The organism is Burkholderia sp. MSMB1459WGS, assembly GCF_001534535.1.
Taxonomy (GTDB): Bacteria; Pseudomonadota; Gammaproteobacteria; order Burkholderiales; family Burkholderiaceae; genus Burkholderia.
The window spans coordinates 13,224-29,350 of sequence record NZ_LPMU01000036.1 but is presented as its reverse complement, the minus strand read 5'-3'; the positions used below and the strand labels follow the sequence as shown (position 1 = coordinate 29,350).

General features: G+C 65.5%; 15 protein-coding genes and 1 tRNA gene. 6 read left to right on the top strand and 10 right to left on the bottom strand.

From position 1 onward, the window contains the following. Positions 1–188: 188 nt before the first annotated feature. The 4 genes from WT97_RS14115 to WT97_RS14100 all read right to left on the bottom strand — a co-directional run bounded on the left by WT97_RS14115 (position 189) and on the right by WT97_RS14100 (position 5,446). Positions 189–3,191, bottom strand: a complete 3,003-nt coding sequence (locus WT97_RS14115; RefSeq protein WP_059500928.1) for a ribonucleoside-diphosphate reductase subunit alpha — start codon at positions 3,189–3,191, stop codon at positions 189–191. A 452-nt stretch (positions 3,192–3,643) separates the two neighbouring features. Next, the gene (gene ampD, locus WT97_RS14110) at positions 3,644–4,234 is read right to left on the bottom strand and encodes a 1,6-anhydro-N-acetylmuramyl-L-alanine amidase AmpD (protein WP_059500927.1); all 591 of its coding nucleotides are present in this window, start codon (positions 4,232–4,234) and stop codon (positions 3,644–3,646) included. After that, complete coding sequence (locus WT97_RS14105; protein ID WP_060353641.1) at positions 4,231–4,539, bottom strand: PP0621 family protein; 309 nt, start codon at positions 4,537–4,539, stop codon at positions 4,231–4,233. The genes ampD and WT97_RS14105 overlap by 4 nt, the downstream gene beginning before the upstream one ends. Positions 4,540–4,552: 13 nt before the next feature. Then, positions 4,553–5,446: an inner membrane protein YpjD gene (locus tag WT97_RS14100; protein WP_034206348.1), complete on the bottom strand. Its 894-nt coding sequence runs from the start codon at positions 5,444–5,446 to the stop codon at positions 4,553–4,555. Between the two features lie 89 nt (positions 5,447–5,535). Between WT97_RS14100 and ffh the strand changes: the two genes are divergently transcribed. Continuing rightward, positions 5,536–6,903, top strand: a complete 1,368-nt coding sequence (gene ffh, locus WT97_RS14095; protein WP_059779123.1) for a signal recognition particle protein — start codon at positions 5,536–5,538, stop codon at positions 6,901–6,903. 94 nt (positions 6,904–6,997) lie between these two features. After that, positions 6,998–7,549 (top strand): hypoxanthine-guanine phosphoribosyltransferase, encoded by a 552-nt coding sequence (locus WT97_RS14090; protein WP_059500924.1) that lies wholly within the window; start codon positions 6,998–7,000, stop codon positions 7,547–7,549. Positions 7,550–7,633: 84 nt separating this feature from the next. Here the strand turns inward: WT97_RS14090 and WT97_RS14085 are convergent, their stop codons facing one another. Beyond that, positions 7,634–8,242, bottom strand: a complete 609-nt coding sequence (locus WT97_RS14085) for a MarC family protein (protein WP_059500923.1) — start codon at positions 8,240–8,242, stop codon at positions 7,634–7,636. Between the two features lie 21 nt (positions 8,243–8,263). Next, entirely contained in the window at positions 8,264–10,000 is a 1,737-nt protein-coding gene (locus tag WT97_RS14080; RefSeq protein WP_059500922.1) for a proline--tRNA ligase, read from the bottom strand. 218 nt (positions 10,001–10,218) lie between these two features. Between WT97_RS14080 and WT97_RS14075 the strand changes: the two genes are divergently transcribed. Then, positions 10,219–10,863 (top strand): RNA pyrophosphohydrolase, encoded by a 645-nt coding sequence (locus WT97_RS14075; RefSeq protein WP_059500921.1) that lies wholly within the window; start codon positions 10,219–10,221, stop codon positions 10,861–10,863. Positions 10,864–10,876: 13 nt separating this feature from the next. After that, complete coding sequence (locus tag WT97_RS14070) at positions 10,877–11,485, top strand: CNP1-like family protein (protein WP_060036090.1); 609 nt, start codon at positions 10,877–10,879, stop codon at positions 11,483–11,485. Between the two features lie 94 nt (positions 11,486–11,579). Here the strand turns inward: WT97_RS14070 and proB are convergent, their stop codons facing one another. The 4 genes from proB to rplU all read right to left on the bottom strand — a co-directional run bounded on the left by proB (position 11,580) and on the right by rplU (position 14,682). Further along, entirely contained in the window at positions 11,580–12,698 is a 1,119-nt protein-coding gene (gene proB / locus WT97_RS14065; RefSeq protein WP_059500919.1) for a glutamate 5-kinase, read from the bottom strand. A gap of 85 nt (positions 12,699–12,783) precedes the next feature. Next, positions 12,784–13,896 (bottom strand): GTPase ObgE, encoded by a 1,113-nt coding sequence (obgE, locus tag WT97_RS14060; protein ID WP_060353640.1) that lies wholly within the window; start codon positions 13,894–13,896, stop codon positions 12,784–12,786. 186 nt (positions 13,897–14,082) lie between these two features. Continuing rightward, positions 14,083–14,346, bottom strand: a complete 264-nt coding sequence (gene rpmA, locus WT97_RS14055; RefSeq protein ID WP_006476999.1) for a 50S ribosomal protein L27 — start codon at positions 14,344–14,346, stop codon at positions 14,083–14,085. A gap of 24 nt (positions 14,347–14,370) precedes the next feature. Further along, a complete protein-coding gene (rplU, locus tag WT97_RS14050) occupies positions 14,371–14,682 on the bottom strand; it encodes a 50S ribosomal protein L21 (RefSeq protein WP_027783472.1) in 312 nt (103 codons plus the stop codon). A gap of 211 nt (positions 14,683–14,893) precedes the next feature. Here rplU and WT97_RS14045 point away from each other — a divergent pair, with 211 nt between their 5' ends. Both WT97_RS14045 and WT97_RS14040 read left to right on the top strand, forming a co-directional pair. Further along, a complete protein-coding gene (locus tag WT97_RS14045) occupies positions 14,894–15,889 on the top strand; it encodes a polyprenyl synthetase family protein (protein WP_034206340.1) in 996 nt (331 codons plus the stop codon). 148 nt (positions 15,890–16,037) lie between these two features. Beyond that, positions 16,038–16,114, top strand: a tRNA-Pro gene (locus WT97_RS14040). Positions 16,115–16,127: the final 13 nt, after the last annotated feature.

Below are 16,127 nucleotides of genomic sequence, written 5' to 3'. Positions count from 1 at the left end.
GACGCATCGAACGCCGATCGAAACGCGACGCCGTCGGGGATGTTTCGATCGCTTGTCGCTGCCTGCAACGCAGGTGTCGCGTTACAGATTCCTTATCATTTTTTTAGTTGAGAGCGGCGCACACTTCAACCTCGATCGGTCGTCGTGTGCGCCGCGCCGGCCTGCTTTCTCAGATCAGGCGCACTGCGTTACTGGCACGCTTCGCATTCGTCGAAGCCGGGATCGCCCGGACGCATCGTGCACACCGGACCGTCTGCTTCGACCGGCGCGAGTGCCGGCGCCGCGTTCACCACGCCCGACGACGCATCGCCGCCTGCCGCACCGAAGCCACCCGCTGCACCTTGCGCGCCGCCGCCCGAGCCGCCGCTGCCTGCACCGCCCGTCGGCACTGCGTTCAGCGCGCCGTGTGCGACCGTCGACTTCTCGACGTGCGTCGCCGCCATCGTGCGGAGGTAGTAGGTCGTCTTCAGGCCGCGCAGCCATGCGAGCTTGTAGACCTCGTCGAGCTTCTTGCCCGATGCGCCGCCCATGTAGATGTTCAGCGACTGCGCCTGGTCGATCCACTTCTGGCGACGCGATGCCGCTTCGACCAGCCACGTCGGGTCGACCTCGAACGCGGTCGCGTAGATCGCGCGCAAATCGGCCGGGATGCGGTCGATGCGCGACAGCATGCCGTCGAAGTACTTCAGGTCGGCGACCATCACTTCGTCCCACAGGCCGCGTTCCTTCAGGTCGCGGACGAGATACTCGTTCACCACCGTGAATTCGCCCGACAGGTTCGACTTCACGTACAGGTTCTGGAAGGTCGGCTCGATACAGGCCGACACGCCGATGATGTTCGAGATCGTCGCCGTCGGCGCGATCGCGACGCAGTTCGAGTTGCGCATGCCGTGCGCGGCGATCCGCGAACGCAGCGTCGTCCAGTCGAGCGATTCCGACGTGTCGACCTCGACGTAGCCGCCGCGCGCTTCCGTCAGCAGCTTCAGCGTGTCCTGCGGGAGGATGCCGCGATCCCACAGCGAGCCGCGGTAGCTCGAGTAGCGGCCGCGCTCTTCGGCCAGCTCGGTCGACGCGTAATACGCGTAGTAGCAGACGGCTTCCATCGAACGGTCGGCGAACTCGACCGCCGCTTCCGACGCGTACGGCGTGCGCAGCAGGTGCAGGCAGTCCTGGAAGCCCATGATGCCCAGGCCCACCGGGCGGTGCTTCAGGTTCGAGTTACGCGCCTTCGGCACCGCGTAGTAGTTGATGTCGATCACGTTGTCGAGCATGCGCATCGCGACGCTGATCGTGCGCTTCAGCTTGTCGTGGTCGAGCGCGTAGCTGCCGTCGGCCTGCTTCACCAGGTGGGCGACGAGGTTCACCGAGCCCAGGTTGCACACCGCGATTTCGGTATCGCTCGTGTTCAGCGTGATTTCCGTGCACAGGTTCGACGAGTGGACGACGCCGACGTGCTGCTGCGGCGAGCGCACGTTGCACGGATCCTTGAACGTGATCCACGGGTGGCCCGTCTCGAACAGCATGCCGAGCATCTTGCGCCACAGCTGCTGCGCCGGGATCTTCTTGAACAGCTTGATCTCGCCGCGTGCGACCTTGTCTTCGTAAGCCGTGTAAGCCGCCTCGAATTCCGCGCCGAACTTGTCGTGCAGGTCCGGGCAGGTCGACGGCGAGAACAGCGTCCACTCGCCGCCTTCCATCACGCGCTTCATGAACAGGTCGGGAATCCAGTTCGCCGTGTTCATGTCGTGCGTACGGCGGCGGTCGTCGCCGGTGTTCTTGCGCAGCTCCAGGAACTCCTCGATGTCGAGGTGCCACGATTCGAGGTACGCGCAGACCGCGCCCTTGCGCTTGCCGCCCTGGTTCACCGCGACGGCCGTGTCGTTCACGACCTTCAGGAACGGCACCACGCCTTGCGACTTGCCGTTCGTGCCCTTGATATGCGAGCCGAGTGCGCGCACGCGCGTCCAGTCGTTGCCGAGGCCGCCGGCGAACTTCGACAGCAGCGCGTTTTCCTTCAGCGCTTCATAGATGCCGTCCAGATCGTCCGCGACCGTCGTCAGGTAGCACGACGACAGCTGCGAGCGGTGCGTGCCCGAGTTGAACAGCGTCGGCGTCGAACTCATGAAGTCGAAGCTCGACAGCACGTTGTAGAACTCGATCGCGCGCGTTTCGCGGTCGATCTCGTTCAGCGACAGGCCCATCGCGACGCGCATGAAGAATGCCTGCGGCATTTCGATGCGGGTGCCTTCGACGTGCAGGAAGTAGCGGTCGTACAGCGTCTGCAGGCCGAGATAGCCGAACTGCAGGTCGCGGTTCGCGTCGAGGGCTTCGCCAAGGCGCTTCAGGTCGAACTGCAGCAGCTTGTCGTCGAGCAGGCCGGCGTCGACGCCGCGCTTCAGGAACTGCGGGAAGTATTCGGCATAGCGGGTCGACATCTCGGCCTGCACGACTTCCTCGCCGAGGATCTCGCGGCGGATCGTGTGCAGCAGGATGCGGGCCGTGACCTGGCTGTATGCCGGATCCTTCTCGATCATCGTACGCGCCGCGAGGATCGCCGAGTCGTAGACCTGGCTCATCGGCACGCCGTCGTACAGGTTCTTCACCGTCTCCGCGACGATCGGGTCAGGGTTAACCGCAGCGCCGAGGCCGTCGCACGCCGACACGATCAGCGCGCGCAGCGCGTTCAGGTCGAGCGGGCGCGTGACGCCGTTGTCGACCACGTTGATGCCGGTGGTCGACTCGCCGCCCGCGGCCGCCGCTTCCTCGCCCGCATGCTGGCGCTCGAGGTGGCGCTTCTCGCGATACAGCACGTACGCACGCGCGACGTTGTGCTCGCCGCCGCGCATCAGCGCGAGTTCGACCTGGTCCTGGATGTCTTCGATATGGAACGTACCGCCGTTCGGGCGGCTGCGCACGAGCGCGCGCACGACGTTGTGCGTCAGTTGTTCGACCTGCTCGCGTACGCGCGCCGATGCCGCGCCCTGCCCGCCATTGACGGCCAGGAAAGCCTTGGTCACCGCGATCGCGATCTTCGACGGTTCGAACGACACGACGCTGCCGTTGCGGCGGATCACCTTGTAGTCGGCGAACGTGGCCTGCGGCGCGAGCGCCTTCGCGCCCTGTTCGGTCCCGCCGAGCGGACGGCTCGAGGCGCTCTCGTACTGGGACGTCGCGTTGTCGGTGGTTTGCATGTGCAAAGCTCCTGGTGTTGGATGGTGCGGAGAGAACCGCGGATTAAAACGAACGCCGCGCCATGCGGTGCGCGAGCGGTAAGAGGCGAGCGATGCGCCGGGGAAGCCGGTTCGGTCGATGCGCGACAACCCGGCCGGTCGTGTGCTTCGTCATGTATACCCTGCCCCGTCGATATTCGCTGCGCTGGTCGCGACGCCCGGACCGCCCGGCCTGACGCGCCGCCTTGAGAACCCTGTCCGCCGGCGTTGCCCGCCGGCCGGTGCCGCTCGGGTTTTCCCCTGCGACACACACTATATCTAGTGCAGAACTGCTCAACTGGCACCAAGTATAGTGGACATTCGGAGGACGTCCAAACGGATAATTTGCGATAGAGGTCTTGACATCGCTCACGCGCAGACACGGCAAGGCATTGATCGGAGAAAAAACTTTCTCCGATCAAAAAACCCCGCGATCAGTGCTGACGGAAAGGAAAGTATTCGGCGGAAAAACCGGCATCGCTCGCGAAGCGTTGCCAATCGAAGTGCGGGCCCGGGTCGGTCTTGCGGCCCGGCGCGACGTCCGAGTGCCCCGCGAACGCGTCGACCGGGTAGCGCGCGGCGAGCGCGCGGGAGAGCGCGGCGAGCACCGCGTATTGCGCATCGTCGAACGGCACGTCGTCCGCCCCTTCGAGCTCGATGCCGATCGAGAAGTCGTTGCAGCGCGTGCGGCCGAAGAACTCGGACGAGCCCGCGTGCCACGCGCGCTCGTCGCACGACACGAACTGCACGAGCTCGCCGTCGCGGCGGATCAGGAAATGGGCGGACACGCGCACGCCGCGCAGGTGGCTCCGGTAATAGGGGTGCGCATCGCAGTCGAGGCGATTCAGGAACAGCGCCTCGATCGCGTCGCCGCCGAATTCGCCGGGCGGCAGGCTGATGTTGTGGACGACCACGAGCGTCGGCACCGCCCCCGCGGGCCGCATCTCGAAGTTCGGCGACGGCGCATGGCGCGCTTCGCGCACCCAGCCGTTCGCATCGAACGACAACACCGGCGCGTCGCTCATCGGGCGTCGTGACCGTTCACGCGCGCGGCGTGGCGCCGCGCATGCTCGGCGCTGCAGAAGTATTCGCCGCTCGCGGCGACGGCGTCGCCCTTCGGCGCATGCACGCCGCATTCGGCGCAGCGCACCATCGGCTCGGGCAGCGATCGCGCGTCGCCGTTCGGGCGCGCGGCGCCGGCGCCGGGCGCGCCGTCGTAACCGGCGCCGCGGCCGGCGCGCGCCTGCGCCTGTTCCTGCGCATGGCGCAGTTTGCGCGCGAGCCACGAACCCGCGAAGAAGAGGAGGATCAGGAGAAGAATCTGTCGCATCGGAAACCTGCGGTCAAACCACGGAGCGGTGCAGCAGCACCTCGAAAACGAACCGGCTGCCGACATACGCGAGCAGCAACGCGGCGAACGACACGAGCACCCAGCGCGCGGCGCCGCGGCCGCGCCAGCCCGACGTCTTGCGGGCGATCAGCAGGCCGCCGAACATCAGCCACGACAGGATCGCGAACACCGTCTTGTGGTCGAGCCGCAACGCGCGCGCGTCGACCTGCTCGCTGAACAGAATGCCCGACGCGAGCGTCAGCGTCAGCAGCACGAAGCCGGCGCCGATCAGGCGGAACAGCAGCTTCTCGAGCGTGAGCAGCGGCGGCAGCGTTTCGAGCCAGCTCGCGATCCAGCCCGTCGAGCCGTCGCGCCCGCCGCTGCGCAGCGACTGCAGGCGCCGCTCGACCATCAGCATCAGGATCGCGTGCAGCGCGGCGATCGCGAACAGCCCGTATGCGATGTTCGCGATCAGGAAATGCAGCTTGAACAGCGGCGCCGCGGCATAAGGAAGCACCCGCACGCCGCCGAACACGAGCGGCAGCAGCGACGCGCCGCACGCGAGCGGCAACACCAGCAGGCGCAGGCTGTCGAGCGGGAAGAAGAAACTCTCGATCCAGTAGATGCCGGCGCCGAGCCAGAACATCGCGGACAGCGCGAACGCGAAGCCGAACACCATCGCGTCGTTCGGGAAGATCGTCATGTGGAGCAGCACGCCGTGCGCGACCAGCGCAGCGAACAGCAGCGCGCGGCCGGCCCCGCTCATCCCGGACGCGGCGGACGCGGGGACCGGCACGGCCGGCACGCTCGCGACGAGCGGCGTCGCACCCTGGCGGTGCGCGCGCCAGCCGGCGACGGCGAGGCCGCCGTACAGGAATGCGGTGAGGGCATACAGTACAATATCCATGTTCGAAGTTTACACTAGGCCCCCTTCCCGCGACGGCTCCCTTTGTTCGGTTCCGCCGCGCCTTCGGGCCCCACTGTCCATCGCTCCCCATGCTCGACAATCTCACTCAACGGATGGCGCGCGTCGTCAAGACGCTGCGCGGCGAGGCCCGGCTCACCGAGGCGAACACGCAGGAGATGCTCCGCGAGGTGCGTCTTGCGCTGCTGGAAGCCGACGTGTCGCTGCCGGTCGTCCGCGAATTCATCGCCAAGGTCAAGGAAAAGGCGCTCGGCGAAGAAGTGATCAGCAGCCTGTCGCCGGGCCAGGCGCTCGTCGGCGTGGTCCAGAAGGAACTGACCGCCGTGATCGGCGGCGACTACGAAGGCAAGGCCGCCGAGCTGAACCTCGCGGTCACGCCGCCAGCCGTGATCCTGATGGCCGGCCTGCAGGGCGCGGGCAAGACCACGACCGCCGGCAAGCTCGCGAAGCTGCTGCGCGAGAAGTACAAGAAGAAGGTGCTGACGGTGTCGTGCGACGTGTATCGCCCGGCCGCGATCATGCAGCTGAAAACGGTGAGCGAACAGGTCGGCGCCGACTTCTTCCCGTCCACGCCGGACCAGAAGCCCGTCGACATCGCGCTCGCGGCCGTCGACTGGGCGAAGCGCCACTACCACGACGTGCTGATCGTCGATACGGCCGGCCGTCTCGGCATCGACGAAGCGATGATGCAGGAAATCGCCGCGCTGCACGGTGCGCTGAAGCCGGCCGAAACGCTGTTCGTCGTCGACGCGATGCTCGGCCAGGACGCGGTCAACACCGCGAAGGCGTTCAACGACACGCTGCCGCTCACCGGCGTCGTGCTGACCAAGCTCGACGGCGACTCGCGCGGCGGCGCCGCGCTGTCGGTGCGCCACATCACGGGCAAGCCGATCAAGTTCGTCGGCGTCGCCGAGAAGCTCGACGGCCTCGAGGTGTTCCACCCCGACCGGATGGCCAACCGGATCCTCGGCATGGGCGACATCCTCGCGCTCGTCGAGGAAGCGCAGCGCGGCGTCGATGTCCAGGCCGCGCAGAAGCTCGCCGACAAGGTCAAGAAGGGCGGCGACTTCGACCTGAACGATTTCCGCGCGCAGATCTCGCAGATGAAGAACATGGGCGGCCTGTCGTCGCTGATGGACAAACTGCCCGCGCAGTTCCAGCAGGCGGCGGCCGGCGCCGACATGGGCCAGGCCGAGAAGTCGATCCGCCGGATGGAAGGCATCATCAGCTCGATGACGCCCGCCGAGCGCGCGAAACCCGAAATCATCAAGGCGACGCGCAAGCGTCGCATTGCAGCCGGCGCGGGCGTGCCGGTGCAGGAAGTCAACCGGATGCTGAACCAGTACGACCAGATGCGTACGATGATGAAGAAGCTGAAGGGCGGCAACATGCAGAAGATGATGCGCGGCCTGAAGGGCATGATGCCCGGCATGCGCTGATTTCGCCCGTCGGCCGGCGCGCGGGTTTTTGCCGTAGCGCGCGCCTGCCGTTCTGCTTCATCCTTATTTGTATACCGACTGCCCGCCAGAACACATGAACCGCGAAGAAGCCCTCCACATTTTCGACCACTCCGAAGAGATCGTCTCGGCCGACGCCGTCAACGCGTCGATCTCGAAGATGGCCGACGCGATCCGCGCCGAGATCGGCGACGCGTTCCCGCTCGTTCTCTCGGTGATGGGCGGCGCCGCGGTGTTTACCGGGATGCTGCTGCCGCATCTCGATTTCCCGCTCGAATTCGACTACATCCACCTGACCCGCTACCGCAACACGACGCAGGGCAGCCCGGAGATGCACTGGCGCGTCGCGCCGCGCGAATCGGTGAAGGACCGCATCGTGCTCGTGCTCGACGACATCCTCGACGAAGGCGAGACGATGGCAGCGATCCGCGACCGCATCCTCGACATGGGCGCGCAGCGCTTCATGTCGGCCGTGCTGTGCGAGAAGACGCTCGCGAAGGCGAAACCGCTGCACCCCGACTTCTGCGGCTTCTCGGTGCCGGACCGCTACGTGTTCGGCTGCGGGATGGACGCCAAGGGCTACTGGCGCAACCTGCCGACGATCCGCGCGCTGACCGCGGACGTCTGATCGCCGCCCCGCCGGCTATATAAATAGAAAGCGGCGCTCCGGTTTCCCGGAGCGCCGCTTTTTTCGTCGACCGCACCGCCCGCGCTACGGCTGCAACTGGTGCACGAACGCGCGAATGCCTGCCAGCAGCATCTCGACCGAGATCGCGACGAGCACGAGGCCCATCAGACGCTCGAACGCGGCGACGGTCCGCTCGCCGAGCCAACCCTGAATCCTTTCGGCCAGCACCAGCGTGATCGCGCAGACGACCATCGTGACCGTCAGCGCACCGACCCACTCGAACATCTTCCCGGGCGCCTGCGACGTCAGCAGCATCACCGTCGCAAGTGCGGACGGCCCGGCCAGCGCCGGAATCGCGAGCGGCACGATGAACGGCTCGCCGCCCGCGCGCGGATCGCTGCCGAGCGCGCCGTCCGGATGCGGGAAGATCATCCGCAGCGCGATCAGGAACAGCACGATCCCGCCGCCGAGCCGCAGCGACAGGTCGGTGAGGCTCATCATCCGCAGGAAGCGATCGCCAACCAGCATGAAGAACAGCAGGATCACGAACGCGATTCCCACTTCCCGCAGGATCAGCTTCACGCGCCGCTCGCGCGGCACGTCGCGCATCGCCGTGATGAACAGCGGGATATTGCCGAGCGGATCCGTAATCAGCACGAGGAGCACGGTGGCCGACAGGAACGTGTATTCCATCGTGTCCCCCGGTCGCCGCGCTTAGTGCGCGAGCGCGGCGCGGATCTTCTCCGCGACCGTCGCCGCGGCCGTGTCGGCCGGCAGCAGCGTCGCTTCGGTGTCGCGGCGGCCCTGGTACTCGATCTTGCCTTCCTTCAGGCCGCGCTCGCCGATCACGAGACGATGCGGCACGCCGATCAGCTCCCAGTCGGCGAACATCACGCCCGGGCGTTCGCCGCGATCGTCGAGGATCACGTCGATGCCGGCCGCGACGAGTTCCGCGTACAGCTTGTCGGCCGTCTCGCGCACCATGTCGCTGCGGTCATAGCCCATCGGGCACAGCACGACCTCGAACGGCGCGATCGACTCGGGCCAGACGATGCCGCGATCGTCGAAGTTCTGCTCGATCGCCGCGCCGAGAATACGCGTGATGCCGACGCCGTAGCAGCCCATCAGCATCGGCTGCGGCTTGCCCGACTCGTCGAGGAACGTCGCGCCCATCGCTTCCGAGTACTTGGTGCCGAGCTGGAACACGTGGCCGACTTCGATGCCGCGGCAGATGTCGATCGCACCCTTGCCGTCCGGCGACGGGTCGCCCTTCTTCACGTTGCGCACGTCGGCGACTTCGGGCTCCGGCAGGTCGCGGCCCCAGTTCACGCCGGCGATGTGATAGTCGACCTCGTTCGCGCCGACGACGAAGTCGCTCATGTTCGCGACCGTGCGGTCCGCGATCACCTTCACCGGCTTCTTCGTGCCGACCGGGCCGAGGTAGCCCGGCGGCGTGCCGAACCACTCGACGATTTCCTGCTCGGTCGCGAAGCGGTGGTTCTTCAGGCCCGGCAGCTTCGACACCTTGATCTCGTTCAGGTCGTGATCGCCGCGCAGCATCACGAGCCAGATGGTCGGCTCGGCGCCTTCGTTGTCGGTCGCGAGCACGATCGACTTGATCGTGCGCTCGAGCGGGATGCCCAGCAATTCGGCGACGGCCTCGCACTTCGCCTTGCCGGGCGTCGCGACCTTTTCCATCGCTTCGGCCGGCGCCGCGCGCTCGGCAATCAGCGGCAGCGCTTCGGCCGCCTCGACGTTCGCCGCGAATTCGGACGTCGGGCAGTACGCGATCGCGTCCTCGCCGGTATCGGCGATCACGTGGAATTCGTGCGAGAAGTTGCCGCCGATCGAGCCGCTGTCGGCCGCGACCGCCCGGAACTCGAGGCCGAGGCGCGTGAAGATGCGCACGTACGCGTCATACATCTTGCGGTACGACTCGTTCAGGCCCGCCGCATCCTTGTCGAACGAATACGCGTCCTTCATGATGAATTCGCGGCCGCGCATCACGCCGAAGCGCGGACGGATCTCGTCGCGGAACTTCGTCTGGATCTGGTAGAAATTCACCGGCATCTGCCGGTAGCTCTTGATCTGGTTGCGCGCGATGTCGGTGACGACTTCCTCGTGCGTCGGCCCGATCACGAAATCGTTGTCCTTGCGGTCCTTGAAGCGCAGCAACTCGGGGCCGTACTGCTCCCAGCGACCCGACTCCTGCCACAGCTCGGCCGGCTGCACGGCCGGCATCAGCAGCTCGATGGCGCCCGCCCGGTTCATTTCCTCGCGCACGATCGCCTCGACCTTGCGAATCGAACGCAGGCCGACCGGCAGGTAGTTGTAGATGCCGCCGGCGACGCGGCGGATCATGCCGGCGCGGACCATCAGCTTGTGGCTGACGATCTCTGCGTCGGCGGGTGCCTCTTTCAGGGTGCCGATAAAGAAACGGGAAGCTTTCATGCGGACGGTTCCAAAAACGGCGCCCCCAGGCGGGGCGCCCGAAAAAGTTTCAAGGTGAAAAAGCTGCGCGCCGTGAACAGCGATGGCGCAGATGACGTAGCAGACTAATCAGGGACAATTCAGCCGGTGTGCCCCGTGCGGATTCGCTCCGTCACGGTGCGCAGCGCCCGTTATCTGTTTATAATCAAAGCAATTTTAAAGGATTCGAAGGTGGTTGTATGCTGGATCGTGAAGGCTTTCGCCCGAACGTCGGCATCATCCTCTTGAACGCGCGCAACGAGGTGTTTTGGGGCAAGCGGCTCCGCGAGCATTCCTGGCAGTTTCCTCAAGGTGGGATCAAGTACGGCGAGACCCCCATGCAGGCGATGTACCGGGAACTGCACGAGGAAACGGGCCTGCATCCGGAACACGTCAAGATAATCGGCCGCACCCGCGACTGGTTGCGTTACGAGGTGCCTGACAAGTTCATCAAACGCGAAGTACGCGGTCATTACCGCGGCCAGAAGCAGATCTGGTTCCTGCTCCGAATGGTCGGACGCGATTGCGACATTTGCTTGCGCGCGACCGACCACCCGGAGTTCGATGCGTGGCGCTGGAACGAGTATTGGGTGCCGCTCGATGCGGTGATCGAGTTCAAGCGGGATGTCTATCAGTTGGCGCTGACGGAACTGTCGCGCTTCCTGCGCCGCCCGGCGCAGCGAGCCGAGAAGCCGCGCGGGCCGCGTGTGTCGCGCTATCCGCGCGTCATTGGCGCACCGGCCCAGACGCTGACGATTGTCGACACATCGGTGGTCTGTTCGGAGATCGAAGTGGAGGCGAGCTCGCTCGACGAGATGCCGCCCCGCGTGATCGTCGGCAAATGACGAGTTGGACTGCATGACCGGGCGCGACCTTGGTGTCGCGCCCTTTTTTTACGAGGAATGCATATTGAAAGCGATTGCTCTCGCGCTCGCATCGATCGCCGCGATGGCCGCCCTGGCCGGCTGCGCGAACTCGAAAGCGCCGTCCAACAAGGATGACAGCGAGTTCGTGTACCTGCTCGACCGTCAGGGGACCTGGAAGGAAAACGCCGTCGACACGCTGCCGCCGCTGCCGCAAACGGGCGATCTGCTGCCGTTCAACGTGTCGCAGAACACGCCGCTGAAGTTCTTCGTCGATGCGAAGTCGCTCGACGTCGGCAGCGACGGCGTCGTGCGCTACGCAGTCGTCGTCACGAGCCCGGCCGGTGCGCGCAACGTGAACTACGAAGGCATCCGCTGCGACACCTACGAATGGCGCCAGTACGCCGGCCTGAACTCGGACCACGACGGCTGGGATCGCACGGTCGAAAACGACTGGCGGCGCATCGAGAACGGCGAGCTGAACGCCTACCACTCCGCGCTCTACCAGGACTACTTCTGTTCGAACAAGATGCCGCAGGGCTCGACCCGGCAGATTCTCGAAAACATCCGGTTCCACCGCACCGCGATGACGCAGTTGCGCTGACGGCATGCGATGCGGGTTGCCCGCATCGTCCCGCGCATGAAAAAGCCCGCATCGCGCGGGCTTTTTCACTTGAACGACGGAACCCGGCCGGCGATCACACCAGCACGAGGTTGTCGCGATGAATCAGTTCGGGTTCCAGCATATAACCGAGCACCGTCTCGATCTCGCCGCTCGGCTTGCGGTGAATCAGCTTCGTTTCCGCGCTGCTGTAATTCGTGAGCCCGCGCGCCACCTCGCGCCCGTCCGGGCCGACACACGCGATCACCTCACCGCGCGCGAACGCGCCCTGCACGTCGGTCACGCCGATCGGCAGCAGGCTCTTGCCGCCGGCCGTCAGCTTCTCGACCGCCCCCGCGTCGATCACGACATGGCCGCGCACCTGCAGATGGTCGGCCATCCATTGCTTGCGCGCCGCCATCCGCGCGGTCCGTGCGATCAGTTGCGTGCCGATCGCCTCGCCGGCCGCCAGACGCACGAGCACGTCGGCCTCCCGGCCGCTCGCGATCACGGTATTCGCGCCGCTGTGCGCCGCACGCTTTGCCGCGAGGATCTTCGTCAGCATCCCGCCGCGACCGAGACTCGAGCCGGCCCCGCCTGCCATCGCCTCGAGCTCCGGCGCGCCCGCACTGGCCTCGCCGACGAGCGTCGCATTCGGGTCCTTGCGCGGATCGGCCGTGAACAGCCCGGACTGGTCGGTGAGGATGATCAGCGCATCGCCTTCGATCAGGTTCGCGACGAGCGCGCCGAGCGTGTCGTTGTCGCCGAACTTGATTTCGTCGGTGACGACCGTGTCGTTTTCGTTGATGATCGGCACGACGCCGAGCCGCAGCAGCGTGAGCAACGTCGATCGCGCATTCAGGTAGCGCTCTCGATCCGCCAGATCGGCGTGCGTGAGCAGGATCTGCGCAGTACGGATGCCATGCTCGGTGAAGCGGCTTTCGTAGACTTGCGCGAGCCCCATCTGGCCGACCGCGGCGGCGGCCTGCAGCTCGTCGATTTCCCGTGGCCGCTTGCTCCAGCCGAGCCGTTGCATGCCTTCGGCAATTGCGCCCGAACTGACGAGCACGACTTCCTTACCCTGCGCACGCAGCGCAGCGATCTGAGCCGCCCAGCGGCCGATCGCAGCATGATCGAGCCCCTTGCCGTCGTTGGTCACGAGGCTGGAGCCCACCTTCACCACCAATCGCTTCGAATCCGCGATGATCGAACGCATCCTGCACTGTCTCCTGTATCTGATGCCTGCCCGGCCGGGCGCGATTGAACGCCAACGCCGGGCGGCACGCCCGGCGCGTTACCGTTCAGGCGGCGTCGTCCGGCGCCGAACCGCCCTTCGCCGGCGGCGCATCGCGGAAACGCACGTCCGCCGCGAGATCCTCCGCCTCCGCCGCGCGATGCGCGTCCGAATGTTCGGAGAGATAGTCGTAGATCGCGTAGCACAGCGCTTCGCAGCCCTGGCCCGTCAGCGCCGAGATCTCGAACACGGGGCCGTCCCAGCCGAAGCGGTCGAGGAAATCCGCGACGCGCGCCTCGCGCTCGTCTTCCGGCACCATGTCCAGCTTGTTGAGCACGAGCCAGCGCGGCTTCTCGTAGAGGGCCTCGTCGTACTTGCGCAGCTCGCCGACGATCGCCGTCGCTTCCGCGACCGGATCGACGCTTTCGTCGAACGGCGCGAGATCGACCAGATGCAGCAGCACGCCGGTACGCTGCAGGTGGCGCAGGAATTGATGCCCGAGGCCCGCGCCTTCGGCCGCCCCCTCGATCAGCCCCGGGATGTCGGCGATCACGAAGCTCTTGCTCGGGCCGACACGCACCACGCCGAGATTCGGCGCGAGCGTCGTGAACGGGTAATCGGCGATCTTCGGCTTCGCGTTCGACACCGACGAGATGAAGGTCGACTTGCCCGCGTTCGGCATGCCGAGCAGGCCGACGTCGGCGAGCACTTTCAGCTCGAGCTTCAGCATGCGCCGCTCGCCCGGCTTGCCGTCCGTCTTCTGGCGCGGCGCGCGGTTCGTACTCGACTTGAAATGCAGGTTGCCGAGGCCGCCGGCACCGCCCTGCGCGAGCATCACCCGCTGGTCGTGCTCGGTCAGATCGGCGATCAGCTCGCCCGTCTCCATGTCGCTGATGATCGTGCCGACCGGCATGCGCAGCGTGACATCGTCGCCGCCCTTGCCGTAGCAATCCGAGCCGCGACCGTTTTCGCCGTTGCGCGCGAGGTGCTTCTTCGCGTAACGGTAGTCGATCAGCGTGTTGATGTTGCGGTCGGCGATCGCGTAAACGCTGCCGCCCCGGCCGCCGTCGCCACCGTCCGGCCCGCCGAACGGGACGAATTTCTCACGGCGCATCGACGCGCTGCCATCGCCTCCGTTGCCGGCGATGACTTCGATTCGTGCTTCGTCAATGAACTTCATTCGTCACTCCGCCCAGTATTTCCGCTATTGTGCCGCGCGCCGGCGCGCTTGAACAATCTGCCGTTCGGCCGATCGCACGCCGGTTGCGCGAGGGTCGCCGGCACGCACATGCGCCCGGCGACCCAATAAAAAAGGCCCCGCGAAGACTGCGGGGCCTTTCGGCTACGAAGCCCGTGGGTGCCTGACTTAGGCAGCCGCCGGGACGACGATGACCAGATGCTTCTTGTCCGCGCCCTTCGTCGCGAACTTGACGTGACCGTCGACCAGCGCGAACAGGGTGTGATCCTTGCCCATGCCGACGTTCTCGCCAGCGTGCATGCGCGTACCGCGCTGACGCACGATGATGCCGCCGGCATTGATCGCCTGGCCGCCGTACACTTTCACGCCGAGACGTTTCGACTCGGAGTCGCGGCCGTTCCGGGAAGAGCCGCCTGCCTTTTTGTGTGCCATCTGATTGCTCCTTTACCGAGGCGCTTACGCGTTGATCGCGTCGATGCGCAGCTCGGTGTAGTTCTGGCGGTGGCCGCCGTGCTTTTGGTAGTGCTTCCGGCGACGCATCTTGAAGATGGTGACCTTGGCATGACGACCGTGCGACACAACGGTGGCCTTGACGGAAGCCCCACTGACCAGCGGCGCACCGAACTTAATCGATTCGCCTTCGCCCACTGCGAGAACCTGGTCGAGCGTGATTTCAGCGTCAATGTCAGCCGGTATCTGTTCTACTTTGAGTTTTTCGCCAACGGCAACCTTGTACTGCTTGCCGCCGGTTTTTATGACCGCGTACATTGAGAACCTCACTCTGGATCCAATTTTTCCGCACACCACGCGCGGAAAACACGTGATTATACATGGGGTTAGCACCCAAGTCAAAGCCGATCGACGATTGCCGGGCGCGGGCCTCGGCCGGACGGCCAAAAATCGCGCTGCCGGTACGTCTGACAGACCGGCATATCGCGGATTCGACTTATAATCCGCGGCATCACCCAATTCCATCATCATGTCGTCGTCCACCGCCTCCCCTACCCTCAGCGCCGCCCACCTGCTCGCCCCGATCACCAGCGACATGGAGCAGGTGAATCGCGTTATCCGGCAAAGCCTCGCGTCCGACGTGCTGCTGATCAACCAGATCGCCGAGTACATCATCGGCGCGGGCGGCAAGCGGCTGCGTCCGGCGCTGCTGCTGCTCGTCGCCGGCGCGCTCGGCGAAACGTCGCACCAGCGGCACGTGCTGGCCGCCGTCGTCGAGTTCATCCACACGGCCACGCTGCTGCACGACGACGTCGTCGACGAATCCGAACTGCGCCGCGGCCGCCAGACCGCCAATGCGCTGTTCGGCAACGCGGCGAGCGTGCTGGTGGGCGATTACCTCTACTCGCGCTCGTTCGAGATGATGGTCGGCGTCGGCAAGATGCGCGTGATGGAGATCCTGTCCGAAGCGACGACGATCATTTCAGAAGGTGAGGTGCTGCAACTCCTCAACATGCACGACGCGGACGTCGACGAAGCGCGCTACATGCAGGTGATCCGGTACAAGACGGCGAAGCTGTTCGAGGCGTCGGCCCGTCTGGGCGCCGTGCTCGCAGGCGCCGATGCGCCGACCGAGGCCGCCGCAGCCGAATACGGCCGCCGGATCGGCACCGCGTTCCAGATCATGGACGACTGGCTCGACTATGCAGGCACCGCCGAGGCGATGGGCAAGAATGCCGGCGACGATCTCCGCGAAGGCAAGCCGACGCTGCCGCTCATCTACCTGATCGAGCGCGGCACGCCCGAACAGTCGGCACTCGCACGCGAGGCGATCGAACAGGGCGGCACCGATCGCTTCGACACGATTTTCGAAGCGATCACGCGCTCGGGCGCGCTCGATCACACGCTCGAATGCGCGCGTCAGGAAGCGCAGGCAGCAGCAGCGGCGATTGCCGCGTTCCCCGATTCGATCTACAAGGAAAGCCTGCTCGGGTTGTGCTCATACTCGACGTCGCGACAATCGTAAACACGCGGCGTTCGGGGAGCGATGCCTTGTCCCGAAAAATTTCTTCATTCAAGTATTCCCTTTTAGAAAAAACATCGTTATAGTTACGTTCTTGCTTGAGACGACGCAGCGATCTTCATGAAGACGGCGAAGTCCGAAGAGCAAAAATCGGGGTGTAGCTTAGCCTGGTAGAGCGCTACGTTCGGGACGTAGAGGCCGGAGGTTCGAATCCTCTCACCCCGACCAGATTTAAAAAAAA